Origin of the sequence: Streptomyces sp. NPDC050617 (genome assembly GCF_040654795.1) — a bacterium.
Classification (GTDB): domain Bacteria; phylum Actinomycetota; class Actinomycetes; order Streptomycetales; family Streptomycetaceae; genus Streptomyces.
On record NZ_JBFAIS010000004.1, the window covers coordinates 183,368 to 209,376 of the forward strand.

The following is a 26,009-nucleotide window of genomic DNA, read 5'->3' on the forward strand; positions in this document are numbered from 1 at the left end:
CCTTCGAAGGAGAACGGTGGCGGAGTCGGCCGTGTCGTAGCCGGCTGCTCACAGCCGACTGGTCTCAGCCGACTGGTCTCAGCCGACTGGTCAGAGTCGGCCGGAGAGCCGCTCGATGGTGCGGGATACGGGTTCGATCCTGGCCTGTCGGTAGCCCGTTCCGGCCCACAAGTGGATCAGGCGCGTGTCGCCGGCCGCGGTGGCGGCCTTGCGGAGCCCGCTGGTGAGGTGGTGCAGGGCGGGGTAGCCGGCCGGGGCCCGGTCGGAGTACCGGTCGGTGAAGTGGTTGCGCAGGGCGCGGGCCGGCCGGCCCGTGAAGGCGCGGGTGAGGACGGTGGAGTCGAACGCGGGATCCGCCAGCGCCGCCTTGTGGGGCGCGGAGGCCCCGCTCTCGTCGGTACGCAGCAGCGCGGTACCGACCATGGCGGCGTCCGCGCCGGACCGCAGCGCGTCCGCCGCGTCCTCGGGCGTCGCGATGCCGCCGGTGGCGACGACCGGCAGGGCGGTGGCGGCGCGTACGGCGGTGACCAGGTCGGGCAGGGCGACGGGGGCGAGCGGCCGGTCGGGGGACAGCGTCGCCGAGTGGCCGCCCGCGGCCGGGGCCTGCACGATCAGCGCGTCGGCCCCGGCGTCGGCGGCCTCAAGCGCCTCGTCGGCCGTGGTGACGCACTGGAGCACGGTGGTCCCGGCCCGGCGCAGGCTCGCGATGACGTCGGCGCCGGGGATGCCGAAGGTGAAGGACACCCAGGGGACGGGGTGGGCCCGCAGCAGTTCGATCTTCTCGGACCAGTGGTCGTCGTCGTCCCGCGGTTCGGCAGCGGGCAGCTCCAGCCCGTAGCGGTCGGCCTCTTCCCGCAGTACGCGCGCGTAACGCCCGTACTCCTCGGGAGAGATGGGCACGGCGTTGCGTACGAAGAGGTTGACGCCGAACGGGACGCCCTCGGCCTCCACGGCGTGGATCTGCCCGGCCAGCGCCTGCGCGCTTTTGTAGCCTCCGGCGAGGAAGCCGAGTCCGCCCGCGCGGGCGGTCTCGGCGACCAGGGCGGGGGTGCTCGGCCCGCCGGCCATCGGCGCGGCGAGGATCGGGCGGTCGATGCCGAGACCGGTCAGCAGTGTGCTCATGAGCGCTCCTCGAAGTGCGGGTCGGGCGGCCGGGGCCGCGGGGGTTGGCCGGGCGGCCGAGGCCGCTGGGGCGAGTCCAGCGGCCGGAGCCGCGGGGGTGAGTCAGGCGGCCGGAGCCGCGGAGGCGATTCAAGCGGCCGGGCCATGGTGGTGATTCAGGCGCCGGGGCCGCTGGGGCGAGTCAAGCGACCGGAGCCGCTGAGGTGAGTCAAGCGGCCGGAGCCGCTGGGGCGATTCAGGCGGCCGGAGCCGCTGGGGCGAGGTGGTGCGGGAAGCGGACGCAGACGGCGGCCGCGGCGGCCCCGGCCAGGGCGACCATGACGCTGCCCAGCAGCAGGGCCCGGTGGTAGCCGTGGCTCAGCAGCGGCGCGGCGAGCAGCGGGCCGAGGATCTGGCCCGCGCTGTAGCCGGCCGTCAGCAGGGCCACGGCGCGCGGCACCCGCAGGTGCGTGCCGATCGACAGGGCGATGGTGCTGACGCCCATGAAGGTGGCGCCGAACAGCACCGCGGAGACGAGCGCGGGCACGGGGCCGCCGACGACGGCCGGCAGCGCGATGCCGACGGCCTGGATGATCAGCGCGGCGAGCAGGAGGGCGGGCCGGGACCAGCGGCGGGCCAGCCGGGTCCACACGGCGCAGGAGGGCAGGGCGGCGAGGCCGACGACGATCCACGCGCCGCCGCCGAGCCGCCCCGGCACGCCCTCCTGGATGGCGGCGACGAGGAAGGTGCCGGCGATGATGTAGCCGATGCCCTCGAAGGTGTAGCTGGCGAGCAGGGCGACGAACCAGCGGTGGGTGCGGGGCCGGTCGGCCGGCTGGGCCGTACCGGAGTGTTCGGCCGCGTGCCGGTGCGGGGCCAGCGGCCAGGCGAGCGCGGCGAGCACCGCGGCGAGGGCGGCGCAGGTGAGCCAGGCCGCCTGCCAGGTGGCGGCCGCCTCGACGGCGACGACCAGCAGGCCGGACAGGGCGATGCCGGCGCCGACCCCGCCGAAGGCCCAGCCGACGAGGTGGTGGGCGTGCGCCCGTAGGCCGGTGAGCATGGCGCTGACGGCGATCACGAAGGTCAGCGCGCTGGCCGCGCCGGCCACGAGCCGCAGGACGAACCACGCCGCGCCGTCGTGTGTGGCCGGCATCAGCGCCAGCGTGCCGACGAGCACGACGAGCGATCCGCGCAGGGCCGCCGCCGACCGTACGACGGCGGGGGCGGCGATGCCGACGAGGGCGCCGAGGAGGTAGCCGATGAAGTTGGCCGTGGCCAGGTTCGCCCCGAGCCCGGCGGAGAGCCCGGCCTGATCGCGCATCAGCGGCAGGATGGGCGTGTAGACGAACCTGCCGACGCCCATGCCCGCGGCGAGCGCCGCCGCTCCCTGGGCGACGATGGCCCAGGGCGATGTCGTACGTGGCGGGGGCGGGGTTGACGCGTGCACGGCTGCGGTCACCTTCCTCTTTCCCAGCGGTGTTCTCCTGCTGGCGTTCGGGTCCGTCTTCGACGCTAGGCAGCCCGTACGCGCCTGAGAAATGCCCGTTAGGCTGCTGCTATGCATGACGCGCATGGACGCCGGTGAAGGCCGTGACGAGCATGGACATCGAACTGCGCCACCTGCGGGCCTTCGGCTCCGTCGCCCGCCACCGGTCCTTCTCGCGGGCCGCCGAAGAGCTCCTGATCACCCAGCCGGCGCTCAGCCGCACCATCGCGCAGTTGGAGAACCGGCTGAACGTCCTGCTCCTGGACCGGTCGTCCCGGCATGTGGAGCTGACCGAGACGGGCGCGCGGTTCCTGGAGCATGCCGAGCGGGTCCTCGCCGCCCTGGACGACGCCCTGGCCGCCGTCCAGCACAGCGGCGCCCTCCGGCTGGGCTTCAGCTGGCTGCTGCCCGACCCGTGGGCGCAGCGGACGTTCAGCCGCTTCGAGGAGGACACCGGGGCGTCGGTCAGCCTGACCCGCACCGACGACCCGGTGCAGGCGGTGCGCCGGCGGACCGTGGACATCGCCCTCGTCCGGGGCGACAGCGAGGTGCCCGCGGGGATGCGGGCGGTGCGGCTGTACGACGAGCCGCGCGTCGCCGTCTGCTCGCACCACAGCGACCTGGCCCGCTTCACGCATCTGGCGTGGGCGGACGTCCCGTACTGGGCCCTGGTCGTCAACACCGTCAGCGGGACCACCGGCCCCTGGTCGTGGCCCGACGGCCGGCGTCCGGCGCGGGTCATCGAGACGGCGAACTACGACGAGTGGCTGGAGACGGTGGCCGCCAACCGGGGCATCGGCATCGTCCCGGAGGTCGCGGAGCGCCGCGCTCCGCATCCGGCCCTGCGGTTCATCCCGCTCACCGACGCGCCGCCGAGCCCGGTGCGCCTCGTCCATCTGCCCGACACGCAGCGGACGCTGATCCGCCGTTTCCTGGACGCGGCGCTGCGCAGCGCCGCGGAGTGACGCGCCCGGCGGGTCACCAGCCGCGATGTCCGGCGCGCATGGATGCGTCGCGGCAGGCATTTCACCCCGGCCCGGCCGGTCCCTAGCGTCGGGGGTGCCATCGGCGGTCGGCGGGGCGCCGACCCATGAGGACGGATGAGTCCGCCCCGCCCCCGCCCGCCGCACCCGCGACAGAAGGGCCGTCCCCATGAGGGCATTCACCGGCTGGATCACCCGCGAACTCCCGGACGGGCACCGCGCCGCGCTCGAAGAGCTCGACGAGGGCACGCTGGAGGACCGCGACACGACCCTGCGCGTGCACTATTCGAGCGTCAACTACAAGGACGCCCTCGCACTCCAGGGCCGCCCCGGCGTGGTCCGCCGCCACCCCCTGGTGCCCGGCATCGACGTCACCGGCGAAGTCCTGACGTCCCGGCACCCCCGCTGGCGCGCGGGCGACCTCGTGACGCTGAACGGCGCCGGCCTCGGCGAGGACCGGCACGGCGGGCTCGCCACGCTGGCGGCCGTCGACGGCGACGACCTCGTGCCCGTACCCGCCCCCTTCACCCCGGCGCAGGCCGCGGCGGTCGGCACCGCCGGGTTCACCGCCGCGCTCAGCCTGCTCGCGCTCGAACGCGCCGGGCTGGCCCCCGGGCACGGGCCGGTCCTGGTCACCGGGGCGGGCGGCGGCGTCGGGTCGATCGCCGTCGCGCTGCTGGCCCACGCCGGCTACGAGGTGATCGCCGCGACCGGCCGCCCGGAGCCGCTGCGCGATCAGCTCACCGCGCTCGGCGCCGCCCATATCGTGGACCGGGCGGAACTCGACCCGAAGGGCAGGCCGCTGGCCAAGCAGCGCTGGGCGGGCGTGGTCGACGCGGTCGGCGGCCCCGTCCTGGCGGGCGCGCTCGCCGGACTGCGGCACTCCGGAACCGCCACCACCTGCGGTCTCGCCGCGAGCGCCGAATTCCCCGGCAACGTCCTGCCGTTCATCCTCCGCGGCGTGTCCCTGCTCGGCATCGACTCCGTCCGCACCCCCTACGAGCGCCGCGAAGCCGCCTGGCGGCTCCTCGCCGCCCACCTCGACCCGGCCCTGCTCGACAGCGTCACCCGGACGATCCCCCTGACGGACGTTCAGGAGGTTGCCGCCGACATCCTCGCCGGCCGCGGAACGGGCCGCGTCGTCGTCGACGTCCGCGCGCACTGACCGCGCCGCACGAGCACGGCGCCCCGGCACCAGCCCCCCGCCGCCCCGGCCACGGCGCACCGCGCGTGACGGACGAGGCGGGGACCGTACAAAGGAGACCCTCATGACCACACAACAGGAAGGGCCGCGCGCCTTCGACGAACTCATGGCGATCCGGGGAGGCGAACGGCCGGCGCCCGGCGAGGTGACGACGACCGGTTCCGATCCGCTGTTCGTGTCGCCGTTCCGCATCGGCCGCACCCTCGCCGACGCCCTCGCGGCCCGTGCCGTGGCCGCGGCCGACCTGTGGGAGATGCGGACCGGACGGCGGCAGCGGATCGAGGTCGACGTGCGGGCCGCCGCCGCGACGGCCCTCGGCGGCGAGGACATGACGCTCGTGCGCGACGCTTCGGGCGCGTACGAGCCGATCCCGGTCTCGCCCGACGTCGAGCACATGGCGTCGCTCACCCAGCCCTGGCGGACCGCCGACGACCGCTGGTTCGTGCCGCACTTCAACCTTCCGCACCTCGAACGGCGCGTGCTGGACGTGCTGGGCTGCGAGGCCGCCCCCGAGTCGGTGGAGGCCGCGGTCCGCAAGTGGAAGGCGGACGATCTGGACGAGGCGATCGCCGCGGCCGGCGCGTGCGGCGGCACCGTCCGCACCGCGCGGGAGTGGCTGGACCACCCGCAGGGCGCCTATCTCGCCGCGCGCCCGGTCGTGGAGATCACCAAGATCGGCGACAGCGACCCCGAGCCGCTGCCCGCCGGCGACGCGCCGCTCGCCGGCGTCCGGGTACTCGACCTCACCCGCATCCTCGCCGGTCCCACCGCCGCCCTGAGCATGGCCGAGCACGGGGCCGACGTGCTGATGGTCACCGCGCCGCACCTCCCCCAGGTGGAGCCGTTCGTCCGCGACACCAGCCATGGCAAGCGCAGCGCCTACCTGGACTTCACCCGCCCCGACGAGGCGGCGCGGCTGCGCGGACTCGCCGCGGAGTCGGACGTGTTCATCGAGGGGTACCGTCCGCACCGGCTGGAGGCGCACGGCTTCGGCCCGGCCGACCTCGCGGCCCTGCGGCCGGGCATGGTGCACGTCAGCGTCAACTGCTTCGGTTCGGGCGGCCCGTTCGGGGACCGGGCCGGCTGGGATCAGGTGGCGCAGGCCGTGACCGGGGTCTGCGACGTCCAGGGGGCCGCGACGGGCGCCGGCCGGCCGCAGCTCACGCCGGTGTTCCTCTGCGACTTCCTCACCGGTTTCCTGGGGAGCTACGGCGCCATGCTCGCCCTCGCCCGCCGGGCCCGCGAAGGCGGTACGTACCACGTGGGCGTCTCCCTCTGCCGGTCCGCGATGTTCCTCCAGCAGCAGGGTCTGACCAGCGGTTTCGAGAACGCGCCGGGCAAGCTGGAGCCCGCGGAGTTCGAGCGGTACGCGGTGGCCGACGACGCCACCGCGTACGGCGACCTGAAGAGCCTCGGCCCCGTCATCCGGATGTCCGAGACGCCGCCCCGCTGGTCGGGGACGACGCCTCGGCTGGGCAGCTCGCGGCCGGAGTGGCTGCCGCGCTGACTCCTTCCGCCCTTACGTGTGAGCCTTACGTGTGAGTCTTACGTGTGAGCCGTCCCGTTCGGGGCGGCTCAGGCGTAGATCTCCGCGTAGAGACGCTGGATCTCCTCGGCTGTGGGCTCCTTCGGGTTGTTGGCCGGGGAGCCGGACGCGAGCGCCTGCTCGGCCATGAGCGGCGTCAGACGGAACCACTCGTCCTTGTCGATGCCGTGGGCCGCGGGGGTGGGCACCTCAAGGTCCGCGCAGAGGTCGCGCAGCGCCTGTACGAGCCGGTCCGCGGCCGTCGCGTCGCCGTCCCCGTCGGTCGCGGCCCCGAGCGCGCGGGCGCAGTCGGCGTACCGGCCGGGCGCGGCGTCCACGGAGAAGGCGGTCACGGCGGGGAAGAGCATGGCATTCGACAGGCCGTGGGCGACGTGGAAGTGCGCGCCGATCGGGCGGCTCATGCCGTGGACGAGCGCCACGCTGGAGTTGGAGAAGGCGATGCCGGCCTGGGTGGCGGCGAGCATCATCGCCTCGCGGGCCTCGGCGTCGCCGCCGTCGGCGTAGGCGCGGCGCAGATGGCGGCCGATGGTGCCGATCGCGGTGAGGGCGAGGCTGTCGGCGAACGGGTTGGCCTTGCGGCTGACGTACGCCTCGACGGCGTGGGTGAGGGCGTCGATGCCGGTGTCGGCGGTGAGCCGGGGCGGCATCGACATGGTGAGTTCGACGTCGACCACGGCGGCGAGCGGCAGGAACGCCGGGCCGGCGCAGAGCATCTTCTCGTCCGAGGCGCTGTCCGTGACGATGGTGAACTGCGTGGCCTCGGAGCCGCTGCCGGCGGTGGTGGGGACCGCGATGACGGGCAGCGCCGGGCCGAGGTTGACGCGCGGGGCCTTGTATTCGCGCATGTGGCCGCCGCGCACGCCGAGCAGGGCGAGGGCCTTGGCGGTGTCCATCGGGCTGCCGCCGCCGAACCCGATCACGGAGTCCGCCCGGTGCTCGCGCAGCGCCTGTACGCCCGGCGCCAGGGAGTCGGTCGTCGGGTCGGGCACGGTGCCGGAGAACACCAGCGGGTGCAGCCCCGCCCTCATCAGCGTCTCCGTCAGCTGTGCGGCGACGCCCGTGCCGGCCAGGAACGCGTCGGTCACGATGAGCGGGCGGCTGAGCCCCAGCCCCTTGACGACCTCGCCCAGTTCGTCGGCGGCGCCGCGGCCGATGCGCAGGATCCGGGGCAGGGACAGGTTCGCGGTCATGGTGAACCTCTCGGTAGGAGGGGCGGGGCGCTCTTGGCCGTTCGACTCTGACTCCCCGGGCGATGTGCGTACAAGCACCAAAAACGCAGACGGGATGTGCGGTTCCGCAGATACGCTGGCCGGGTGCCCCCTACCCGTCCCCGCACCCGTACGGCCGACACGAGCCCGGCGCCGCCGCGGCGGGGCGGGCGCGGCACGGTCGATCCCCGCCGGATCCGCGCGGACGACCTGCGCTATCTGCTGGCGGTCACCCGCACCGGGCGGCTGGTGGCCGCGGCCGACGCGCTCGGCGTGGACCACACCACGGTCTCCCGCCGGATCGCCGCGCTGGAGAAGAGCCTCGGGCTGCGGCTGATGGAGCGGGGCGCCGAGGGATGGGCGCTCACCGACGCCGGGAAAGCCGTCGCGGAGAACGCCCGCGCGATCGAGGACGCGCTCGCCCGCGTCGCCGAGGCGGTGTCCGGCCAGGACTCGCCGTCGCTGCACGGCACCGTGCGCGTCAGCGCCCCGGACGCCTTCGGCACCGTGATCGCCACCCCCGCCCTGGCGCGGGTCCGCCGGCGCCACCCCGACCTCCAGGTCGAACTCATCACGGCGACCCGGCAGTTGACCCTGCACCCGTCCGGCTTCGACCTCGCCCTGGCCATCGGCAGGCCCGCGGGCAACCGCCTGGTCACCGAGCACCTCACCGACTACGCGCTGGGGCTGTACGCGAGCGCCGAGTACCTGGACCGGTGCGGCTCCCCCGGCTCGGCCGCCGAGCTGCGGGACCACACGCTGATCTTCTACATCGAGTCGATGCTCCAGGTCGGCGATCTCGACATCGAGCGCCATCTGCCGGGCGTCACGCCCGCGTTCTCCTCCACGAACGTCTTCGCCCAGCTCGAAGCCGCCCGCCTGGGGGCCGGCATCGGCGTGCTGCCGGCCTTCCTCACCCGCCGTTCGGGGCTGCTGCGGCTGCTGCCCCACGAGGTGGACATCCGGCTGCCGATCACCCTGGCCGTACGCCGGGAGGCGGTCACCCATCCCGCCGTACGAGCCGTGCGGGACGCCCTGCGCCGCGAAGTCGCCGAACGCGGGGGCGAGTTGCTGCCGCAGTGAGGGCGTACCGGCTGCGGACGCGCCTCAGACGCGGGTCATGTGCCGGTCGAACAGGGCGCGCAGCCGGTCGACGTCGGCCTCGTCCCGTGCTCCGCGCTTGGGCAGGATCGACAGGCAGGAGGCGTGCTTGTCGGCGCTGAAGAGGACGAACAGCCGCGGCGTCTCGGTGTAGCGGGGCATGGCCTGCCAGTTCTGCGCGCTGGTCTGCCGCTCATTGGCGACGGCGACGCCGGTCTCGTCGACCACCGTGCGGCATGCGCCGTTCGCGGCGGCGAGCTGGTGGAACCGGCGGGCCTGCAACCGGGGCCCGCCCAGCAGCGCGAACAGCACCACCGCGGGCGTCACCACCAGGGGCAGGTCCACGCTCTTCTCGGCCACCCAGGTCCGTATCGCGCCGGCGAGCATCAGCACGGCACAGGCGATCAGCAGCAGCCGGGTCCGGCGAGCGGCGGCCGAGGCGCGCCCGCGGGCTGCCAGGCCCTCGCGGAAGTCCTCGATCGTCGCCTCGTACGAGAGCTCGACTCTCGCCTGGGTCTGGGGTTCCGCGGACACACGTCTCCTCTGTGCGGTAGATAATTCGTGCGAATTCTATCCATGGCGGGACACTCATGATCACCAGCGGCTTCGGGCGGCGTCAGGCGCCCGCGGTCCCGCCGGCTCGGCGGCCGGGGGACGCCTCGGCGGGGCGGCGGCTGTTGCACCAGACCGTCGCGATCACCAGGGCGCAGCCGGCCGCCGGGGTCGCCGTGGGAGGTTCGCCGATCAGGGCGCCGAGGCCGAAGGCCATGACGGGCTGTGACAGCAGCAGCGCCGCGGCGACGTCGGGCGCCGGCCTCGGCAGCGCGGAGGTGATGAGCAGCAGGCGAGCACCTGCCCGACGAGCGCGAGGGTGACGGCCGGAATCACCGGCGGTTTGTCGTCCGGAGCAACGCAGGGTTGTCTTATCGGTTCTTTCTGATCTCCCATCGCCTGACTACGGTGAACGTATGGGAATTCTCAGCGGGAAAACCGCTCTCGTCACCGGCGGCAGCCGGGGAATCGGGCGGGGTATCGCCGAACGCCTCGGGCGGGACGGCGCCTTGGTGGCGGTGCACTACGGATCCAACGAGGCGGCGGCCGAGGAGACCGTGGCGGGCATCGTGGCGGGCGGCGGCCGGGCGTTCGCCGTGGGGGCCGAACTGGGCGTCGACGGGGACGTGGAGAAGCTCGTGGCGGGGCTCGACGCGGGGCTGGGCACAGCGCCGGGGGCACGGCGGGAATCGGCGGAGGAATGGGCGCTCGACATTCTCGTGCACAATGCTGGGCTGAATTTCATGGGGCGGCCGATCGAGGTTCTCACCCCCGAGGAATTCGACCGGATGATCGCTGTCAACGTCAAAGCGCCGTTCTTTCTCACTCAGGCGCTGCTGCCGCGCATGCGCGAAGGCGGCCGGATCATCAATATCTCGTCCGTTTCGACGCGGGTGGCCTCATCGGGAGGCAGCATCGGCTATCCGCTGACCAAGGGCGCGCTCGATGTGTTCAGCCGCACCTTGGCCAAGTACCTCGGCCCCCGCGGTATCACCGTGAACGCGGTCGGGGTCGGCTTCACCCACACCGACATGACGGCCGACGCGCTGGCCGATCCGGCGCACTGGGAGAGCACCGTGAGCCGGACCGCGCTCGGCCGGGTCGGCCGGGCCGCGGACATCGCCGACGCGGTCGCGTTCCTGGCCTCCGACGACGCCCGCTGGATCACCGGCACCAAGGTCGACGTCTCCGGCGGCGTCAGCCTGTAGCGGTACGCGGCCGCTGTGCCCGTACGCGCCGCAGCGCCGCCCCGGTGCGCGCCGACCGCACCCGCGCCACCGCTCACGTCGCGTCTGTGACGCGTCGTCACCTCCCGTCCCAGGCCGGTCACGGGCGTTTGAGATGATCATCCGAAGGGTGGCCACGCGTCCTCGGGCCCTTGCCGAGGGCCTGGTCCGGCAGCCGTTCGGCGGGAGAAGAGTTCGTGGGCACAGGCAGGCGCGCCGGCGGTACGGTCGCGGTGCTCGGCGGGGGCGTCGCGGGGCTGACCGCGGCCATGGAGCTGGCCGAGCGGGGGTACGAGGTCACGGTCGTCGAGCCCGCGGGGTGGGGCGGGAAGGCGCGCAGCACGTCGGTGCCCGGCACCGGGACGCGGGGGCGGCTCGACCTGCCGGCGGAGCACGGGTTCCGGTTCTTCCCGGGGTTCTACCGCAGTCTGCCGGACACCTTGCGCCGCATACCGTTCGCGGGGCGGAGCGAGGGGGTTCTCGGCAATCTGCGGGAGGCGCCGCGGCTGCTGTCGGCGCGCTCCGGGCGGGTGAACGAGGTGGTCACCGATGTGTCGTCGGCGTCGGGGCCGCGCACCCCGCAGCAGATCCTGCGCGGCATGGGCATCGAGCCCGGCGGGGGCGCCGGGCTGAGCGAGGAGCTGCTGTACTTCGCCAATCGCATGATGGTCTACATGACCAGCAGCCCCGAACGCCGCCTGGGGCAGTGGGAGAACACGTCCTGGTGGGAGTTCACGGGCGCCGACGGGGCTTCGGAGGAGTACCGCAAGAAGTGCGTGGTCGGGGCGACCCGTACCGTCGTCGCGGCCCGCGCCGAGGTGGGGAGCGCTCACACGGTGGGCGGGTTCCTGGAGGCGATGTCGTACGGCTTCCTGGGGCAGGGCGAGTTGGCGGCGGCGGACCGGGTGCTGAACGCGCCGACCAGCACGGCGTGGATCGATCCGTGGACCGCGTACCTGGCCTCCCTCGGCGTCCGCCTCGAACTGGGCTGGCGGGCCGAGAACCTCGACGTCCGCGGCGGGCGCGTGCGGAAGGCGGTGCTGCGCGGTCCGCGGGGCCGGCGCGACCTGGAGGCCGACTGGTACGTCTGCGCGCTGCCCGTGCACCGGGTGGGGGCGCTGCTGGAGGGCGGCCTCGCCGAGGCCGACCCGATGCTCGCCGACGTGGCGTCGCTGGACACGGACTGGATGGTCGGCTTGCAGTTCTACCTCACCGAGCCCACCCCGGTGGTCCGCGGCCACGTCCTCTACCTGGACGCCCCCTGGGCGCTGACGTCGGTGAGCCAGGCCCAGTTCTGGGACGCCGACTTCCGCGCGACCTACGGCGACGGGACCGTGGCGGACTGTCTGTCGGTGGACATCTCGGACTGGGACACGCCGGGAATCCTCTACGGCAAGCCGGCCCGCGAGTGCACCCGCGCCGAGGTGGCCGAGGAGGTCTGGGCGCAGCTCGGCGATTCCCTCGACGACGGGCGCACGACCGTGCTGGACCGGTCGCTGCTGCACTCCTGGCAGCTGGATCCGGCCGTCACCGGCCTGGACGGGCCCGGTCCGGCGCGCAACGACGAGCCGCTGCTGATCAACACCAAGGGGTCCTGGCACCGGCGGCCGCACGCCGCCACCGCCGCCGCGAACCTGTTCATGGCCGGGGACTATGTGCGCTGCCCGGTCAACCTGGCCACCATGGAAGGCGCCGACCAGGGCGGCCGGCTCGCGGTCAACGCCCTGCTGGAGGCGGCCGGCGACCCGGCGGAGCCGGCCGAGGTGCACGCGCCGTACGAGCCTCCGCAACTGCGGCGGCTCAAGGAGGTCGACGCCCAGCTGTACCGTCAGGGCCGCGCCCACATCCTCGACGTGCCGGCGCCCTGGGCCGACCGGCGGCCGGTCAGTGCGAGCGGGTCACGATGAGGCCGGACACGGCGCGCAGGTCCGCCAGGGCCTCGGTGTCGGCCGTCGGCCGCTCCCCCAGCTCCCGCAGCCATCCGTCGGCGGCCTCGGCGTGTTCGGCGGCGAGCCGACGCGCCCAGCTCCGGCCGCCGGCCTCCTCCACCAGCTCCGCCAGCAGCGCGCCCTCGCGGTCCGGGTCCGGGCCGGGAGGGCGGGCGTAGCGGCGGGCCAGTTCCCGCGCGGCCGCGGTGCCGGAGGCGAGGGCCGCCACGACCGGCGTCGACATCTTGCGGGCGCGCAGGTCCGCGAAGACTGGTTTGCCCGTCACACCGCTGTCGCCCCAGATCCCCAGCAGGTCGTCGACCAGCTGGAAGGCCATCCCGAGGTCGTGCCCGAACGCGGCGAACCGCTCGGTGTCCGCCGCATCCGCCCGGCCGTACAGGGCTCCGAGCCGGCACGCGCAGGCGAACAGGGAGGCGGTCTTCCCCGAGATCATCTCCAGGCACTCGTCGACCTCGACGTGGGCGCGCCGCTCGAACAGCACGTCCAGGCCCTCGCCGACGGCCAGTCGGATCAGCGTGTCGAGCAGCGCCGAGGACGCTTCCTGCGCGATGCGGGCGTCGCCGTCCGGGGCGGCGAGGGTCTCGAACGACAGCATCAGCAGGGCGTCGGCCGCCCGCGTCGCGGACGCCGGGCCGAACACCTGCCAGGCCGCCGCGCGATGGCGGCGCACGGCGTCGCCGTCCAGCACGTCGTCGTAGAGCAGCGACAGATTGTGCACCATCTCCACCGTCGCGGCGGCCGGGACGGCGTCCGCCGCCGCGCCGCCCACCGCACGCGCGGCCAGCAGGGCGAGGGCGGCCCGTATGGACTTGCCGCCGTGGAGCCCGCGCGACGCCTGCTCCTCGGACCAGCCCAGCTGATACGCGGTCACCTTGCCGGGCAGCGGCCCGAGGGCGTCGATCCAGCCGCGGATCTCCGGGTCGCAGGCGGCGGCCGCCCGGGCGAGGACGGCTTTCGCCCGCGAGTGGGCATCGGCCCCCGTCATGTCTCTCCTCACCCCGGTCGGCGGGCCCCTGACGGCCCGTGCGCTGCGCGCCATGACGGTACCAACCCGCCCGGCACGAGCGGACGGCCCGCCTCCGCTCCGGCGGGCGGCCGGGGTCACGGCTCGGCCCGTACGTCCGCCCCCAGCCGTACGAGGTCGGTGACCAGGTCCTCGTAGCCGCGGACGAGATGGGCGGCCCCGCCGACGCGGACCTCGCCGGGGATCGCGAGGGCGGCCAGCAGCAGGGCGGCGGCCGCGCGGAGGTCGCCGCCGGTGACGGACTGGTCCGGGCGGCTGGGCGGGCAGCCGCCGGTCACGCGGGCGCGGGCGTCGCTCACCTCGATGTCCGCGCCGAGCCGTCGGAGTTCGGGGACGTGGGTGAAGCGGCGGCGCCACACGGTCTCCCGCAGGTGCGAGACGCCCGGCGCCATGGTGGCCAGGAGCATGAAGAAGGGCTGGCTGTCGCTGTAGATGCCGTGCGAGGCGACCGTGACGTCGACCGGCGCGGTCGGCGGCTCGCCGGTCAGCTCCAGGGTGTCGGCGGTGGGCCGCCAGTCGAGGCCCATGGCGCGGGCGAGGGCGATCTCCGGTGCCAGGCCCGCCGCGAGGCGGTCCGGGGTGAGGCCGGTCAGCCGGACGGTGCTCTTGGTCAGGGCGGCTGCCGTGGCCCAGGTGACCACCGTGATCAGGTCGCTGACCAGGACGTGCCGCACGGGCCGGCCGTGCCCGCCGTCCGGGCGGCCCTCGATCAGCACATCGCCCTCGGGCGTGTGGCGCGTGGCGCGGCCGGTGGCGTCGAGCAGCCGGACCAGCTCGGTGACGTCGGGTTTCGGGTAGGGGTGCCGCAGCCGGGTGGTGCCGTGCGCCGAGGCGGCGGTGAGGATCGCCATCTTGGTGGCGCCCGAGTACAGCGGGCCGCTGCGCAGTTCCCGGTCGCTCGTCCAGTCGCGCAGGTCCAGTTCGCAGGCGGTCAGCCGGTCGGCGCGTACGGTCAGGGAGCCGTCGGCGCCGACGGTGACCTCGGCGCCGAACCGCTGGAGCACTTCGGCGTACTGGCGCACCGGCCGGGCGCCGGAGCCCTCGTCGCCGATCCGGCAGCCCCCGGCGGCCGGCAGGTGCACCCGGCCGGAGCGGGCCAGGAGGGCGGGGAGCAGGTAGACGGCGCCGTGGATGCGGTCGACCAGCCGGGCGTCCAGCGTCCGTCCGGTCAGGCCCGCGGGGTCGATCCGCACCGTGCTTCCGTCGTGGCGCACCCCGGCCCCGAGGTCGCGGGCCAGGGCGAGCAGCACCCTGGTCTCCTCGATGGCGGGGCAGTTGTCGATGGTCACGGTGGAGCGGCCGGTGAGCGCGCCGGCCAGGACGGTGACGAAGGCGTGCTTGAAGCCCGGCACCCGGACGTCGCCGCTCAGCGTGCGTCCGCCCCGCACCCGCAGGACGGACGGGGGCGCGGCGCTCATCGCGCGGCCGCCTGGAGCTGGTGGAAGAACTGGCTGACGGCGGTGGTGCCGTAGCAGCCGGAGCCGAGGAAGAACTTGAGGACGCACTTCCACGCCCCCGGCGCGCTCTCGTCCTCGGTGACCTGCCCGACGCGGATCTGCGTCTGGACGGCGGCGGGCCGGGCCGAGGCGGACGACGTCATCCGGCCGTCCCGCCAGCGCCAGCTGTCGTAGCGCAGGCCGAGGCCGTCCCGCAGCACGGCCAGGACCCCGTCCGCGGTGGTGGGGAAGAGGTACGGGATGCCGTCGCGCTCCTCCTCGACCGCGGCCTCGCCGCAGCGGGCCCGTACCAGATCGCCCACCTGGCGGTTCCAGACGTGGGAGGCGTGGGCGGAGAGGAAGAAGGCGACCCGGCGCTGGTCCAGCCCGGCGAAGAAGTCCGCGGCGGGCCCGGTGTGCCGCGCCGCGGCGTCCGCTTCGGGCGAGCCGGACTCGGCGACCAGTTTCAGCGCCCGGCCGTGGTCGCCGTCGAGCAGCGCCTGCCCGGTGAGGTGGGTGCGCTTGGGGCCGGTGGGCACGCCGAAGCGCTGGGTGTCGTAGTAGTTGACGAAGTACAGGCTGCGTCGGCCGCGGATGGCTTCGAGCCGCTCGGCCTGCGCCTGGTCGAGATGGCGCACCACGATGTGGAAGCTGTTGCCGTCCAGCTCCCCCACCCCGAGCGCCAGCGGCCCGTAGCCGTGGTGACGCAGCATCAGGAAGGGCGGGTGGCCCTGCTGATGTTCGCCCGCGCCGTGCGCGGTGTTGAACTGCTCGATGCGCTCGGGGGCCAGCACGCCGGACAGGGACACCAGTTGGTCGGTGATCGCGTCCTCGTCCTTGAGGCCCGCGTAGCCGATCTCGCGTGCGTCCCGGCCGCAGAAGGCGGAGAGCGCGTCGATCGCCTCGAAGGTGGTATAGCCGCGCTTGCGCAGCCGTACGTAGTGGTAGGGGGTGCCTTCGGGGCCGGGGCCGGGTGCGGTGGTGGGCAGCACCAGGCTCTCCGAGACCAGGAAGTCGGCGGGGAACTTCTTCAGCAGCGTCATCGGTTCACCGCCGTCCGCTCGGCGGAGCCGGCCGGTCCGGCCGTGGCGAGGGGACGGCGCCAGAGCATCGCGTAACCATTGGGGGCCTCCTCGAACCGGGCGGCGTCGAAGACCGCCCCATGGATGTGCTCGAACTCCGCGCGGGAGAGGAAGCGGTCACCGACGCGGTGCTCCAGCCACGCGCCGGTCCGCAGCCGGAAGACCTCCCAGGACCGGGCCGCCGAGCGCGGGCCGCGCGCCGCCGCCGCGCACAGGCGGCGCACCTCGCGTGCGTACAGCCGGCGGCGCGAGGGCGGGCGGCCCTCGCAGACGCCGTCGTGGAGCACCGCCAGGCCGCCGGGGGCGACGAGGCGCTTGACGCGGGCGAGCGCCTCCGGGAGGCCGTCGAGGTGGTGGAGCGTCGAGACGCTCAGGACCAAGTCGTATCCTCCGTCTCCCCCGTCGGCGGACAGCTCGGTGTGGCCGCCGACGCGGTAGCGTATGTTCTCGCGCGGCCGGGTGGCGGCGGCTATCCGCACCATGGCGGGCGACACGTCCACCGCGTCGACCTCCGCGAAGCGCTCCGCGAGGAGCACCGCGTGGCGCCCCGTCCCGCACCCCAGGTCCAAGGCGCGGCCCCCGCGCACGGGAAGGCGCTCGGCCAGCCACGCGCCGACCGGGTCCCCGGTCAGGTTGTGCAGGCGCTCGTACTCCTCGGCGAACTCGTCGAAGGACCTGGCTCGGGGCGTCACGGACCGACCTCCTTGGGGGTGTGTGCCGATGGGCGGGCGCGGGAACCGTTCCCGCGCGTCAGTTCCGGAGGGCGCCATGCCGGGCCTCCACCGCGTTCTCGTACGCCAGCAGCAGGTCGTCGGTGATGAAGTCCCGTACGTGGTAGTGGAACGGCGCGCCGATGCGGACCCCGTCGATCCGCAGCCGCAGCCGGTCGTCGAAGTCGTGGCGGACGTACGGGCGCCACTCGCGCGCCGATTCCGGGACTCCGGGCCAGCCCTGGACGCACGCCTTCATGTGCACGAAGTGCGGGGTGCCGGGGCGGGGGCCGGCGGCGAGGTGTTCGAGGCCGTTGTCCCGGATGGCCAGCAGGAAGGCGGAGTCGGAGGAGAAGGGCACCCGGGGGTCGCCGAAGTGCCGGTCGCAGACGCCGGCCCAGTCCTGGAGATAGCCGGACATGGTGGCGAACAGCCGCTCGGCGACCGGTCCGCGCCGGAAGTAGCAGAATCCGTTGTGCAGATCGGGCAGGCCGATCCGGTACAGCTCCTTGCGCAGGGGGTTGTGGGCGATGGTCTCCCCCCGGTAGGTGACCGCGGTCCCGCCGACGAGGTCCGCCGCCGCCATCACCTCCCACCAGGGGGACACGTCGTCGAAGAAGAGGGTGTCGGCGTCGACCGTGACGGCTTCCTCGTACGGGTTCAGGTCGTACATCCGCACGTAGTTGTCCACCCGCCAGGACCTGTCGACGAAGTCCGGGCGGACGTCCGGGATGGCGATGACGTGGTCGAAGGCCCGCCGGTAGCGGTCCGGCACGGGCTGGGAGTCCGGCACGATGACGGTCAGCCCAGTGACGGCGGACTGCGTCAGGCGGAGCGACAGGGCGAGGCAGTAGGCCATGCGCAGATAGTCGGCGCCGTCGTGGTTGAAGGCATGGGTGAGATAGCCGCGCCCGGCGCGGGGTGGGGTCACGTCAGCTCCTGTCGCTGTCGGATCGGGGGCGGTGGAAAAGGCCACGGCCGTCGACCGCGGTGCGGGGGTCGCCGAGGAGGACGTGGCGGGCCCGGCGCACGGTCTCCGGCCGCAGCCCGTGGTCCGTGAGGAACCGCCGGACCGAGCCGTGTTCGCGCTCCAGGCCGGAGAGCAGCTCCCGCAGGACGTGGCCGGGGGTGGCGGTGCGGGCGGCCAGTTCGTACGGGGCCAGGCCGCGCGCCCACGGCAGCAGCCGCGCCGCGTCCGGGTCCCGGCGGAACAGCCGGCCGGTCAGGGCGTGGTCGCGGGCCAGGTCGGCGGTGCGTACGCCCACCGCGCGCAGGGCGAGCGCGCACACCACGGAGGTGCGGTCCTTGCCGGCGGAGCAGCAGACCAGGAGCGGCAGGCGGGCCGCCGGTCCGGCGAGCAGGCCGACCAGTTCGGCGGCGATGGGCGCGGCGGGCCGGGCCAGTTGCCGGTAGTAGGCGAGGTAGTGGGAGGGCTGGGGCGGGCCGCCGCCCTTGATCGCCGACCGGTCCGCGACCAGCGGCCGGGACAGCACGGTCACGTCCGGGGGCGGCTCGCCGCCCGCTCTCTCGCGGCCGTCCCGCAGGTCCAGGACGGCGCGCAGCCCGGCGCGGCCGGCCAGCGGGCCGACGGCGGCCCCGGCCCCGCGGTACATCAGGCCGGGCCGGACCCGCAGGCCGGAATCGGCGCGCAGGCCCGCGAGGTCGCGGGCGTTGGGCGCGCCGGGGACGACGCGGGAACCCGTCGCGGTGCGGGGCGGTGGGCTGCTGGGCACGGTCATGCCTCCGATGGGCGGGGCGGCGGGAACGGGGCGGTGCGGGGCGGCGGGAACGGGGCGGTGCGGGGCGGCGGGAACGAGGTGGTGCGGGGCGGCGGGGACGGGGCGGTGCGGGCGCGGGCAGGTCCGGCGGGGGGGCGGCGCGGTGCCGGTGCCGGTGCCGGTGCCGGTGCCCGCGACGGTCCGGCCTCCGCGTACGCGCCCGGCGGCGGCTATCCGTACGTGCGCTCATACGCCTTGACGGTGGCCCGCCGGAAGTACTGGTGGATGTCGTTGCGCGTCGCCCGGCCCGCGAGCATCGCGTCGAGCGCCTGGCCGAAGGTCCGTTCACGGCCGGGCACCGCCATGTCCTCGGCGGGGTCGAGGAGCCGCCCCGCCTGTTCGGCGAACTCCGCGTTGCCGCGCAGCCAGCGCTCGATGGGCTTGTGCTCGTTGGTCGTCGGGGCGTCGATGCTGCTGCGGGCGAGCCGCGGCCGCTCGCGTTCCAGGAGGGTGTCGTAGAAGCGGTTGCCGACGCGCCAGGCGTTGGGCAGGTCGAGCGCGGACTCGAAGACGTCGATGTCCTCGAACACCGAGTAGTGCGGGATCTTCCCGAAGGCGTGGAACAGGCCGCCCTGCTTCACGGACATGCTCATGCTCTGGAAGTTGAAGCCGCGTCGGCGCTGGACGCCGGAGCCGCCGAGGCCCGCCAGTTCCTCGGCGATGTCCGCGGTGATCCGCTCGGCGGCGGCCTCGCCCGCCTCCTCCTTGGCGAGTTCGCGGAAGAGTTCGGCGGCGATGGCGCGGTCGCCGTGCGGGCCGTCCTCCCTCTGGTGCCCCTTGTCGCTGAAGAGGTGGTCGCCGAGCCTGCCGGAGAGCAGCACGCGGGACTTCGCGACGAGGGCGTCCCGTCCGGGCAGGTATTTGCACCACTCCAGGTCGGACATCGGCCGGCGGCGCAGCGATTCGGCGAAGTAGCGGGGCAGTTCGCGGTGGTGGCCGGCGAAGTCGAGGGGCACGCCGAGGGCTTGGGCGACGCGGTCCGCCGCCCGGCCCGCGGCGCTGTGCCGTTCGCCGAAGAAGTAGCCGGTCAGCTCCATACCGGCGGCGACGCAGGCGGCGCCGGTCACCCGCGAGTCGTGGCCGCCGCTGACGCCCAGCAGCGCGGGCCCGCCCGGCGGCGCGCACGCCGCGATCCGCCGACCGGCCCGCTCGATGAGCCGCCAGCAGGTGTCCAGGGCCTCGTCCATGTCCCGTGCGGCCGGTTCGAAGCGGTACCGCCAGCTGCGCGCCCTGCGGACCGTGCCGCGGTCGAAGGACAGCAGCGCGCCGGGCGGCTGCCGCCGCACCCCTTCGGCGAAGGTCCGGCCGTTCACCGTGGCGCCGAGGACGCGGAAGGCGTCCGCCGCCCGTTCGTCGAGGCGTCTGGCGCGGGCGGGGACGCGGGCGAGCAGCGCGGGGAAGTCGTTGCCGACGGCGAAGCCGCGCACCGCGCGGTCCGGGCCGTCGGCCCAGGAGTACAGGTCGGCGACGCCCAGGTGGTCGTTGAAGGCCAGCAGCCGCGTCCCGCCCGCGCCCGCCCGCAGGTACGCGCCGGTGTACCGGCCCTTCACCGGCGCCCAGTCGGCGGCCGTCGCCGCGCCCGCGGTGTTCCGCAGCATCCGCAGGAGCCGCTCGGGGGTCATGCCGCTGTCCGGGTAGAGCACTCCGTCGAAGAGGAGGAGGTCGTGCCCGTCCCGGCCGAGGACCGTCACCCGGTCGTCCGTCACCACCCGCAGGCCCGGCAGCCCCCGTTCGCCGGCCGACGCGTCAGCGGCCACCAAGAACATCGCTCCCCCTGCCGTCGTCCCGGCCGCCGTGCGCCGCCCCGCCCTCGTGCGCCCCGCCCTTGTGCGCCCCGGCCGCGTACGCCGCGACGTCGGCCGGTGTGCGCAGCCGCACCACGGCGCCGTCGAATCCGGCGAGCATCCGCCGTTCCGCTTCCCGGCGGGCGCGGAAGTCGAACAGCACCTTCGCCGCCGGGTGGCGGCGGCTGAGCACGCCGGGCCAGGTCTCGCGGTTGCCCGCCCACAGCGTCTCCCGCGTCAGCAGCCGCCGCGCGGTGCGGCGCAGCACCCGGCCCAGCACCACGCCCCGGCCGAGCTCCAGCCAGACGGCGGTGTCGGCCCGCGCCCACAGCCCCGGCAGCACCTCCGGGTAGGCGGTGGAGTCGGCGACCCAGCCGTCCGTCGCGGTGAGCGCCGCGACGTCGTGCGCGAAGGACGGCCGTACGGCCCAGCGCGGGCCGTGCCGCAGCGCGTCGACTTCGATGTGGCGCAGGCCGAGGCGGTGCGCGAGCGCTCGGGCCAGCGTCGACTTGCCCGCGCCGCAGATGCCCACGATCACGATGTTGGGCATGTCAGTACTGCCCTGTGCCCGCCGCCGCGCCGGCGGGCCGGGCGAAGTGCACCAGGAGCGTCTTCCTGTCGTGCGCGCCGGTGCCGGTGACCGGCGGCACCGCGTGCCAGGCGCGGTCCGTGCGGACCATCAGCACGGAGGTCCCGGCGTGCGGGAACACCTCTCGGCTCCAGTCGTCGATGTCGGCGGAGCGCAGCACCCGCAGCGCGCCGGACCACCGCGGATGCCACTCCTCGTTGAGGTAGAAGAGGTGGGTCACGACCTTGTCGGGGCGGTCGACGTGGGGCTCGATCCAGCAGCGCTCGGCGTAGCGGACCAGCCGGATGTCCAGTACGGTCCCGGCCAGGTCGATGCCCGTGGCGGTGCTGACGGCGGTGCGGTAGGCGGTGCTCGTCAGGTCGCCGAGGAGCAGCCGCCAGCGCGGGGAGAGCTTCCCGATGTTCTCCCGGTCCGGCGTCCCGAACGTGACGAGCTGGTAGTTGTACGTGCGGTAGCGCTTGCGGCCCGGCTCGGCCGCGTCCCGTACGTCGTAGTGGAAGCCCTCGGCGGGGAACTCCTCGACCAGGGCGTCCTGATGGCCGCCGGCGAAGGTGTCGTGCAGCACGGCGTACGGGTAGGGGTCCGCGGTCAGCGGCGCGGAGCCGATGGCCGTGAGGTCGAGCAGGGTCATCTCAGCTCCTCGTCGTGGCCGCAAGGGCCGCCAGGACGCCGGTGACCCGGCGGACGGCGGCGAGGCTGGGGGTGGCGACGCGCAGCCCGCCGGAGAATCCGGGCTCGCCGGTGAGCAGCCGGGTCCGGATGCCGTCGGCGAGCAGCGCCTTGTGCACGCGCGCGGCGTCGTCGGGCTCCGCGTCGAAGGCCGCGAAGTTCGCCTGGGTGGGCCGGGCCGACCAGAGCGGCAGCAGCCGTTCGACGTCGCGGGTCAGTTCCGCCCGCGCGGCCCGCACCTCGGCGCGGGCCGTACGGAAGACCTCGGGCTCGGCCAGGGCGCGTTCCAGCAGTGCCAGGCTGACGTGGGAGAGCATGGAGTCGGGCGCCCAGCGGGACAGGTAGTCGACGACCGAGGGCTGTGCCAGGACCGCGCCGACGCGGGCGCCGGCGAGGCCGTGGCTCTTGGAGAAGCTGTTGATCCGCAGGACGTTGTCCCACTCCTCCAGCCCCTGGACGGTGGCTTCCCCGTCGTCGGCGTAGGCCAGGTAGCAGGTGTCGACGACCACGACGCTGCCGTGCCGGTGGGCCGCCAACACCGCGCGGAGGAGCTGTTCGCGGGTGCAGAGCTGGCCGGTGATGCTGTCGGGCTGGGTGAGGACCAGTACCGCGGGCGGCCCGGACAGCAGCCGTTCCGTCAGCGCGGCGGTGTCCATCGGCGCCCGGTGCGGCATGTCGACGCCGTCGAGGCGGAAGCCGAGGCGGGCGGCGCACCGGGACCAGCTGTCGAAGTGCGGCCGGGCGACGACCAGGCGTCCGGCGGGGGCGGCCAGCGCCTCGCAGACCAGGCTGATGGCGTGGTCGGAGCCGGGGGTGAGCAGGACGCGCGCGGGGTCCTGGCCGAAGTGGGCGGCGACGGCGTCGCGGGCCGGGCCGGTCAGGGGGTACTCGACGACGGCGGCGGGGGCGAGCCGGCCGAGCTGGTCGGCGTGCCAGCGCGCCACCGCGGGGTGCAGCAGCTCGCAGCTCTTGAGGTTGAGCTGGCCGGCGACGTGGTTGCGGCTGCGCGGGCCGAGGGCCCATGCGGCGGGCGCGGTCGGGAACCAGTCGCGCAGCGAGCGCTGCGGTGTCCGCGCCGTCATGACCGCGGGCCCGTCGCGGCGGCGGCGCGCCGCTCCTCCACCTGCTCGCCGACGCGCGTCGGGCGCTGTTCGCGGCCGAAGACGATGTCATAGGCCCGCTGCCGTTCGGCCGGTTCGGGGAACGCGTCGTCGGGCAGGATCTGCCGGTTGTGCAGCGAGAGTGCGTCCACGGACATCCCCGGGTGCAGTTGTTCGTGCGCGCTGTACATGGTGGGCCGTACGCGCCCGCCGACGCCCCGCACGCGGGCGATGGCCGCCTCCGCGTCGGCGACGGTGGTGCCCGGCAGGCCGACGATGACGAAGCAGTTCAGCTCGATGCCGGCCTTCGCGCACCAGGCGGCGAGCGCCTCGACGGCGGCCTCGCTCTTGCGTTTGAGCCGGGGCAGGGCGGCGTGCCCGGACTCCGCGAGGGTCTCCACGCCCACGCTGATGCGTACGCAGCCGCTACGGCCCATGAGGGCGACCAGTTCCTCGTCGAGGTGGTGCACGGTGGTCGCGCACTTCCACGGGTAGCGGGCGCCGCGCTCGATCAGTTCCTCGCACAGCCGCGTCGTCCAGGCCCGGTTGAGGGTGAACGTCGGCGCGTAGAAGGCGACGTACTCGAAGGGGAGCGCGGCGAAGGACTCCTCGATGTACCGCACCACCTGCTCCACCGAGGCGCGCCGCTCGGGTTTGCCGAAGACGGCGGGGACCTCGCAGTAGTCGCAACCGACGGGGCAGCCGCGGGCCGCCGGTACGACCAGTTCCCGGCGGCCGGGGATGCCGCAGAATTTGTTCTGGTCGTCCCGGTACAGCCAGTCGTAGGCGTGGTACGGGATCTCGGTGATGTCGGGCATCACCCAGTCCTGGGCCAGGAGCACGCCGCCGGGCGCGGTGGGCGCGCGCCATTCGCCGTCGGTGCGCAGCCAGACTCCGGGCAGGGCGCCGGCGGTGCGCGGTCCTTCGCCCACGGCGCGGACGAACGCGGCCACGCCCGGCTCGTAGTCGCCGGAGCCGACGATGGCGTCCAGGTCGAAGCGGGTGAACATCTCCGGGAGCATGCCGCTGAGCCGCCCGAACGTCACCGTCCGTGCCTGCGGGGCCAGTTGCCGGGTGTAGGTGAGGAGGCGGCTCAGCCCGTCCACGCCGTCCAGGTCGTTGGTGACGGCCACCACGTCGTAGCCGCCCTGGTGCAGGCGGTCGCCGACCTCCTTCCAGGTCGGGGACTCGACGGAGGCGTCGAGGGTGTCCACCCGGTCGACTTCGGGCTGTCGGCGCAGGTAGTCGGCCACGCTGTAGATCAGGTTGTGATGGCCGGCGTTGAAATAGCTGAGGACCTGGGGTGGCCAGATCACGAGGACGCGCAGAGCGGGCATGGCCGTCAGTTCCTTGCTGTCTCGGGCGGTCGGTGGTGGTGGCTACGGTCCGGCGCGGCGCCGTCCGCCGGGCCGGCGGCGCGTTCGCCCACGGTGCGCAGGGCCGCTCGTACGGCCCGTGCCACCGTGTCGGTCTCCTCGTCGGTGATGCCGGGGAACAGGGGCAGGGACAGGCACTGGCGGGCCAGCGTCTCGGTCTCCGGCAGCCCCTTCGGCGCGGTCCGGAAGCCGTGGAAGGGCCGCAGCCGGTGCACCGGGTGCGGGTAGTGGACGCGCGCGTCGATGCCGCGCCGCGCCAACTCCGCGAGCAGCGCGTCGCGTCGGGGGTGGCGGACGACGTACAGGTGGTAGGCGTGGCCGGCCTCCGCGGCTACGGCGGGGAGCGCGAGTCCGGTGTCTTCGAGGAGCTGCCGGTAGCGGGCGGCGGCCCGCCGCCGCGCCTCGGTCCACTGGTCCAGGTACGGCAGCTTGGCCCCGAGCACGGCGGCCTGGAGGGTGTCCATCCGCCAGTTGTGGCCGATGGCGACGGTCTCGCCGTCCTCCCGGCCGTGGTCGCGCAGCGCCCGCGCGCGCCGGGCGATGTCGGCGTGGTCGGTGACGAGGGCCCCCGCGTCGCCGAAGGCGCCGAGGTTCTTGGACGGGTAGAAGCTGAAGCAGCTCACGTCCGCGTACGCCGCGGCCGGCCGGCCCTCCCAGGTGGCCCCGTGCGCGTGGGAGGCGTCGGCGACGACCGGGATGCCGTGCTCGGCGCCGATCGCGGCCAGTTCGCGGGGATCGGCCGGGTGGCCGTAGAGGTGGACGGGGACGATGGCGCGCGTCCGGGCCGTGATCGCGGCCCGCACCTGGTCCGGCCGGGCGGTGCGGGTGGCGGGGTCGATGTCCGCGAACACCGGGGCGGCGCCGGTGTGCGCGATCGCGGCGGCGGTGGCGACGAAGGTGGCGGAGACGGTCACGGCCTCGTCGCCGGGGCCGCAGCCGACGGCGGCCAGGGCGCACTGGAGGGCGCTGGTGCCCGAGGACGTGGCGACGCAGTGGGCGGCGGCGTTACGGGCGGCGAAGCGCCGTTCGAAGTCGCCGACGGCGCGGCCGTGGATGAAGTCCCCTTCGGTGACGGCCTCGTCGACGGCGGCGCGGAGCGTGTCCATGGGGGCCGTCCGCCGCAGGTCGTTGAAGGGGACCCGGCCGCTGGGAGGCGTGTCGGGTGGCGTCAAAGATCGCTCCTCCGGTCGCGGGGCTGCCCGGTCGCTCGGGGGCAGATGTCCTGCCCGGTCGCTCAGGGGTAGATGTAGGGATCGGTGCGGTCGGTGCGGCGGGCGCGGGAGCGGGTGCGTCGCGACCGTACGAATCTGCCGATGCGCTCTGCGCCCTTCCGGTCGTGACGTCTGAGGGCCCGGGCGCCGCCCAGCACGGGCAGCCCGGCGGCGGCGAGCCGGTCGTCGTCGACGCTCTCGAAGGCGGTGCCGGCGAACGCGGCGGAGTCGATGTGGGCGGCCAGCGATGCCGCCCAGAGCCGGTGGCCGGTCTCGTTGGGGTGCTGGACGTGGAGGGCGTCCGGCCGCCGGCGCAGGAAGTCGGCCATGGTCGGTTCGGCCGGGTCGTGGGGGACGAAGGGCGCGCCCATGAGGGTGTCCTGTACGCACGTGCCGTGCAGGTGCCGGGGCGGCCGGGGCGCGGTGATGCCGTTGAAGAAGGCGTGCGCGATGCCGTACTGCTCCAGGAAGGCGTGGAGCGAGGCGACTTGGGCGGCGTAGCGCTGCTCGGCCTCGTCGGGGCTGTCCGCCGTCTTGCGGTAGGCGGCCACGAGCCGGTCCAGCGGCCTGATGTCGTACGCGTGGTGGGGGACGATCTGCCGGTAGTCGCCCGCGACGTGGAATTCGCGGCGGGCGGGGTGCGTCCATCCCACGACGACGAGCAGCGCCCGGGGCGGCAGGCCGTCCCGCAGCCAGCGTGCGACGAAGTCGATGGTCGTCCGCAGGACGCGGTCGTTGGAGCCGCTGGGCATCGCGTCGTTGTAGCTGCCGTCTGCTTCGAGCGAGGCGTGCAGCCGCCCCGGCCAGCTGTAGCGCCAGCGGTACTCGTGGTCCTGGCACACCCGCGTGACCGGATGGTCGGCGAGTTCCGATCCGTAGGTCATGGAGCAGCCA

General features: G+C 74.5%; 24 protein-coding genes. 6 read left to right on the forward strand and 18 right to left on the reverse strand.

Annotation, left to right across the window (positions count from 1 at the left end; genetic code table 11):
* Positions 1–90 precede the first annotated feature (90 nt).
* Both AB0I49_RS07690 and AB0I49_RS07695 read right to left on the reverse strand, forming a co-directional pair.
* Positions 91–1,122, reverse strand: a complete 1,032-nt coding sequence (locus AB0I49_RS07690; protein WP_363225905.1) for a nitronate monooxygenase — start codon at positions 1,120–1,122, stop codon at positions 91–93.
* A 235-nt stretch (positions 1,123–1,357) separates the two neighbouring features.
* Positions 1,358–2,548 (reverse strand): YbfB/YjiJ family MFS transporter, encoded by a 1,191-nt coding sequence (locus AB0I49_RS07695; RefSeq protein ID WP_363225906.1) that lies wholly within the window; start codon positions 2,546–2,548, stop codon positions 1,358–1,360.
* Between the two features lie 152 nt (positions 2,549–2,700).
* On the opposite strand from AB0I49_RS07695, the gene AB0I49_RS07700 reads away from it, so the two are divergent.
* The 3 genes from AB0I49_RS07700 (at position 2,701) to AB0I49_RS07710 (ending at position 6,281) form a co-directional block, all read left to right on the forward strand.
* The gene (locus AB0I49_RS07700) at positions 2,701–3,552 is read left to right on the forward strand and encodes a LysR family transcriptional regulator (protein ID WP_363226068.1); all 852 of its coding nucleotides are present in this window, start codon (positions 2,701–2,703) and stop codon (positions 3,550–3,552) included.
* A 187-nt stretch (positions 3,553–3,739) separates the two neighbouring features.
* Complete coding sequence (locus tag AB0I49_RS07705; protein WP_363225907.1) at positions 3,740–4,735, forward strand: MDR family oxidoreductase; 996 nt, start codon at positions 3,740–3,742, stop codon at positions 4,733–4,735.
* 103 nt (positions 4,736–4,838) lie between these two features.
* Positions 4,839–6,281, forward strand: coding sequence for a CoA transferase (locus AB0I49_RS07710; protein ID WP_363225908.1), 1,443 nt, complete (start codon positions 4,839–4,841; stop codon positions 6,279–6,281).
* Positions 6,282–6,349: 68 nt separating this feature from the next.
* Here the strand turns inward: AB0I49_RS07710 and AB0I49_RS07715 are convergent, their stop codons facing one another.
* Positions 6,350–7,510: an iron-containing alcohol dehydrogenase gene (locus AB0I49_RS07715; RefSeq protein WP_363225909.1), complete on the reverse strand. Its 1,161-nt coding sequence runs from the start codon at positions 7,508–7,510 to the stop codon at positions 6,350–6,352.
* 123 nt (positions 7,511–7,633) lie between these two features.
* Here AB0I49_RS07715 and AB0I49_RS07720 point away from each other — a divergent pair, with 123 nt between their 5' ends.
* Positions 7,634–8,611, forward strand: coding sequence for a LysR family transcriptional regulator (locus tag AB0I49_RS07720; protein ID WP_363225910.1), 978 nt, complete (start codon positions 7,634–7,636; stop codon positions 8,609–8,611).
* Positions 8,612–8,635: 24 nt separating this feature from the next.
* On the opposite strand, the gene AB0I49_RS07725 is transcribed toward AB0I49_RS07720, so the two are convergent.
* Together AB0I49_RS07725 and AB0I49_RS07730 are read right to left on the reverse strand one after the other, a co-directional pair.
* The gene (locus tag AB0I49_RS07725; protein WP_363225911.1) at positions 8,636–9,163 is read right to left on the reverse strand and encodes a YcxB family protein; all 528 of its coding nucleotides are present in this window, start codon (positions 9,161–9,163) and stop codon (positions 8,636–8,638) included.
* 82 nt (positions 9,164–9,245) lie between these two features.
* Complete coding sequence (locus tag AB0I49_RS07730) at positions 9,246–9,398, reverse strand: hypothetical protein (protein WP_363225912.1); 153 nt, start codon at positions 9,396–9,398, stop codon at positions 9,246–9,248.
* A 199-nt stretch (positions 9,399–9,597) separates the two neighbouring features.
* On the opposite strand from AB0I49_RS07730, the gene AB0I49_RS07735 reads away from it, so the two are divergent.
* Both AB0I49_RS07735 and AB0I49_RS07740 read left to right on the forward strand, forming a co-directional pair.
* Complete coding sequence (locus AB0I49_RS07735; RefSeq protein WP_363225913.1) at positions 9,598–10,389, forward strand: SDR family oxidoreductase; 792 nt, start codon at positions 9,598–9,600, stop codon at positions 10,387–10,389.
* 215 nt (positions 10,390–10,604) lie between these two features.
* Positions 10,605–12,314 (forward strand): FAD-dependent oxidoreductase, encoded by a 1,710-nt coding sequence (locus tag AB0I49_RS07740; protein WP_363225915.1) that lies wholly within the window; start codon positions 10,605–10,607, stop codon positions 12,312–12,314.
* Here the strand turns inward: AB0I49_RS07740 and AB0I49_RS07745 are convergent.
* The 13 genes from AB0I49_RS07745 to AB0I49_RS07805 all read right to left on the reverse strand — a co-directional run bounded on the left by AB0I49_RS07745 (position 12,292) and on the right by AB0I49_RS07805 (position 25,999).
* Positions 12,292–13,341: a polyprenyl synthetase family protein gene (locus AB0I49_RS07745; RefSeq protein ID WP_363225916.1), complete on the reverse strand. Its 1,050-nt coding sequence runs from the start codon at positions 13,339–13,341 to the stop codon at positions 12,292–12,294. The genes AB0I49_RS07740 and AB0I49_RS07745 overlap by 23 nt on opposite strands.
* A 116-nt stretch (positions 13,342–13,457) precedes the next feature.
* The gene (locus AB0I49_RS07750) at positions 13,458–14,798 is read right to left on the reverse strand and encodes a hypothetical protein (protein ID WP_363225917.1); all 1,341 of its coding nucleotides are present in this window, start codon (positions 14,796–14,798) and stop codon (positions 13,458–13,460) included.
* Positions 14,795–15,859 (reverse strand): tRNA pseudouridine(13) synthase TruD, encoded by a 1,065-nt coding sequence (gene truD / locus AB0I49_RS07755; RefSeq protein WP_363225918.1) that lies wholly within the window; start codon positions 15,857–15,859, stop codon positions 14,795–14,797. The genes AB0I49_RS07750 and truD overlap by 4 nt, the downstream gene beginning before the upstream one ends.
* The gene (locus tag AB0I49_RS07760) at positions 15,856–16,590 is read right to left on the reverse strand and encodes a methyltransferase domain-containing protein (RefSeq protein WP_363225919.1); all 735 of its coding nucleotides are present in this window, start codon (positions 16,588–16,590) and stop codon (positions 15,856–15,858) included. The genes truD and AB0I49_RS07760 overlap by 4 nt, the downstream gene beginning before the upstream one ends.
* A 58-nt stretch (positions 16,591–16,648) precedes the next feature.
* Positions 16,649–17,539 carry a hypothetical protein gene (locus AB0I49_RS07765; protein WP_363225920.1) on the reverse strand — a complete coding sequence of 297 codons (891 nt, stop codon included), beginning with the start codon at positions 17,537–17,539 and terminating at the stop codon, positions 16,649–16,651.
* Position 17,540: 1 nt separating this feature from the next.
* A complete protein-coding gene (locus AB0I49_RS07770; RefSeq protein WP_363225922.1) occupies positions 17,541–18,347 on the reverse strand; it encodes a tyrosine-protein phosphatase in 807 nt (268 codons plus the stop codon).
* Between the two features lie 209 nt (positions 18,348–18,556).
* Positions 18,557–20,146: a hypothetical protein gene (locus AB0I49_RS07775; RefSeq protein WP_363225923.1), complete on the reverse strand. Its 1,590-nt coding sequence runs from the start codon at positions 20,144–20,146 to the stop codon at positions 18,557–18,559.
* The gene (locus tag AB0I49_RS07780; RefSeq protein ID WP_363225924.1) at positions 20,133–20,720 is read right to left on the reverse strand and encodes an adenylate kinase; all 588 of its coding nucleotides are present in this window, start codon (positions 20,718–20,720) and stop codon (positions 20,133–20,135) included. Before AB0I49_RS07780 ends, AB0I49_RS07775 begins: the two co-directional genes overlap by 14 nt.
* A 1-nt stretch (position 20,721) precedes the next feature.
* Entirely contained in the window at positions 20,722–21,390 is a 669-nt protein-coding gene (locus AB0I49_RS07785) for a 2OG-Fe(II) oxygenase (protein ID WP_363225925.1), read from the reverse strand.
* A 1-nt stretch (position 21,391) separates the two neighbouring features.
* Complete coding sequence (locus AB0I49_RS07790) at positions 21,392–22,510, reverse strand: aminotransferase class I/II-fold pyridoxal phosphate-dependent enzyme (RefSeq protein WP_363225926.1); 1,119 nt, start codon at positions 22,508–22,510, stop codon at positions 21,392–21,394.
* On the reverse strand, positions 22,507–23,865 hold the full coding sequence (locus AB0I49_RS07795; RefSeq protein WP_363225927.1) for a radical SAM protein: 1,359 nt from the start codon (positions 23,863–23,865) through the stop codon (positions 22,507–22,509). Before AB0I49_RS07795 ends, AB0I49_RS07790 begins: the two co-directional genes overlap by 4 nt.
* A 5-nt stretch (positions 23,866–23,870) precedes the next feature.
* Positions 23,871–25,076 (reverse strand): DegT/DnrJ/EryC1/StrS family aminotransferase, encoded by a 1,206-nt coding sequence (locus AB0I49_RS07800; RefSeq protein ID WP_363225928.1) that lies wholly within the window; start codon positions 25,074–25,076, stop codon positions 23,871–23,873.
* A gap of 62 nt (positions 25,077–25,138) precedes the next feature.
* Entirely contained in the window at positions 25,139–25,999 is an 861-nt protein-coding gene (locus AB0I49_RS07805) for a DUF6071 family protein (protein ID WP_363225929.1), read from the reverse strand.
* Positions 26,000–26,009: the final 10 nt, after the last annotated feature.

Bases quoted from the DNA above. Each gene is read 5' to 3' on its own strand.
- AB0I49_RS07690 (WP_363225905.1), bottom strand. From the start codon at position 1,122: ATGAGCACACTGCTGACCGGTCTCGGCATCGACCGCCCGATCCTCGCC.
- AB0I49_RS07700 (WP_363226068.1), top strand. From the start codon at position 2,701: ATGGACATCGAACTGCGCCACCTGCGGGCCTTCGGCTCCGTCGCCCGC.
- AB0I49_RS07705 (WP_363225907.1), top strand. From the start codon at position 3,740: ATGAGGGCATTCACCGGCTGGATCACCCGCGAACTCCCGGACGGGCAC.
- AB0I49_RS07710 (WP_363225908.1), top strand. From the start codon at position 4,839: ATGACCACACAACAGGAAGGGCCGCGCGCCTTCGACGAACTCATGGCG.
- AB0I49_RS07715 (WP_363225909.1), bottom strand. From the start codon at position 7,510: ATGACCGCGAACCTGTCCCTGCCCCGGATCCTGCGCATCGGCCGCGGC.
- AB0I49_RS07730 (WP_363225912.1), bottom strand. From the start codon at position 9,398: ATGGCCTTCGGCCTCGGCGCCCTGATCGGCGAACCTCCCACGGCGACC.
- AB0I49_RS07735 (WP_363225913.1), top strand. From the start codon at position 9,598: ATGGGAATTCTCAGCGGGAAAACCGCTCTCGTCACCGGCGGCAGCCGG.
- AB0I49_RS07745 (WP_363225916.1), bottom strand. From the start codon at position 13,341: ATGACGGGGGCCGATGCCCACTCGCGGGCGAAAGCCGTCCTCGCCCGG.
- AB0I49_RS07750 (WP_363225917.1), bottom strand. From the start codon at position 14,798: ATGAGCGCCGCGCCCCCGTCCGTCCTGCGGGTGCGGGGCGGACGCACG.
- truD (WP_363225918.1), bottom strand. From the start codon at position 15,859: ATGACGCTGCTGAAGAAGTTCCCCGCCGACTTCCTGGTCTCGGAGAGC.
- AB0I49_RS07770 (WP_363225922.1), bottom strand. From the start codon at position 18,347: ATGACCGTGCCCAGCAGCCCACCGCCCCGCACCGCGACGGGTTCCCGC.
- AB0I49_RS07780 (WP_363225924.1), bottom strand. From the start codon at position 20,720: ATGCCCAACATCGTGATCGTGGGCATCTGCGGCGCGGGCAAGTCGACG.
- AB0I49_RS07785 (WP_363225925.1), bottom strand. From the start codon at position 21,390: ATGACCCTGCTCGACCTCACGGCCATCGGCTCCGCGCCGCTGACCGCG.
- AB0I49_RS07790 (WP_363225926.1), bottom strand. From the start codon at position 22,510: ATGACGGCGCGGACACCGCAGCGCTCGCTGCGCGACTGGTTCCCGACC.
- AB0I49_RS07795 (WP_363225927.1), bottom strand. From the start codon at position 23,865: ATGCCCGCTCTGCGCGTCCTCGTGATCTGGCCACCCCAGGTCCTCAGC.
- AB0I49_RS07805 (WP_363225929.1), bottom strand. From the start codon at position 25,999: ATGACCTACGGATCGGAACTCGCCGACCATCCGGTCACGCGGGTGTGC.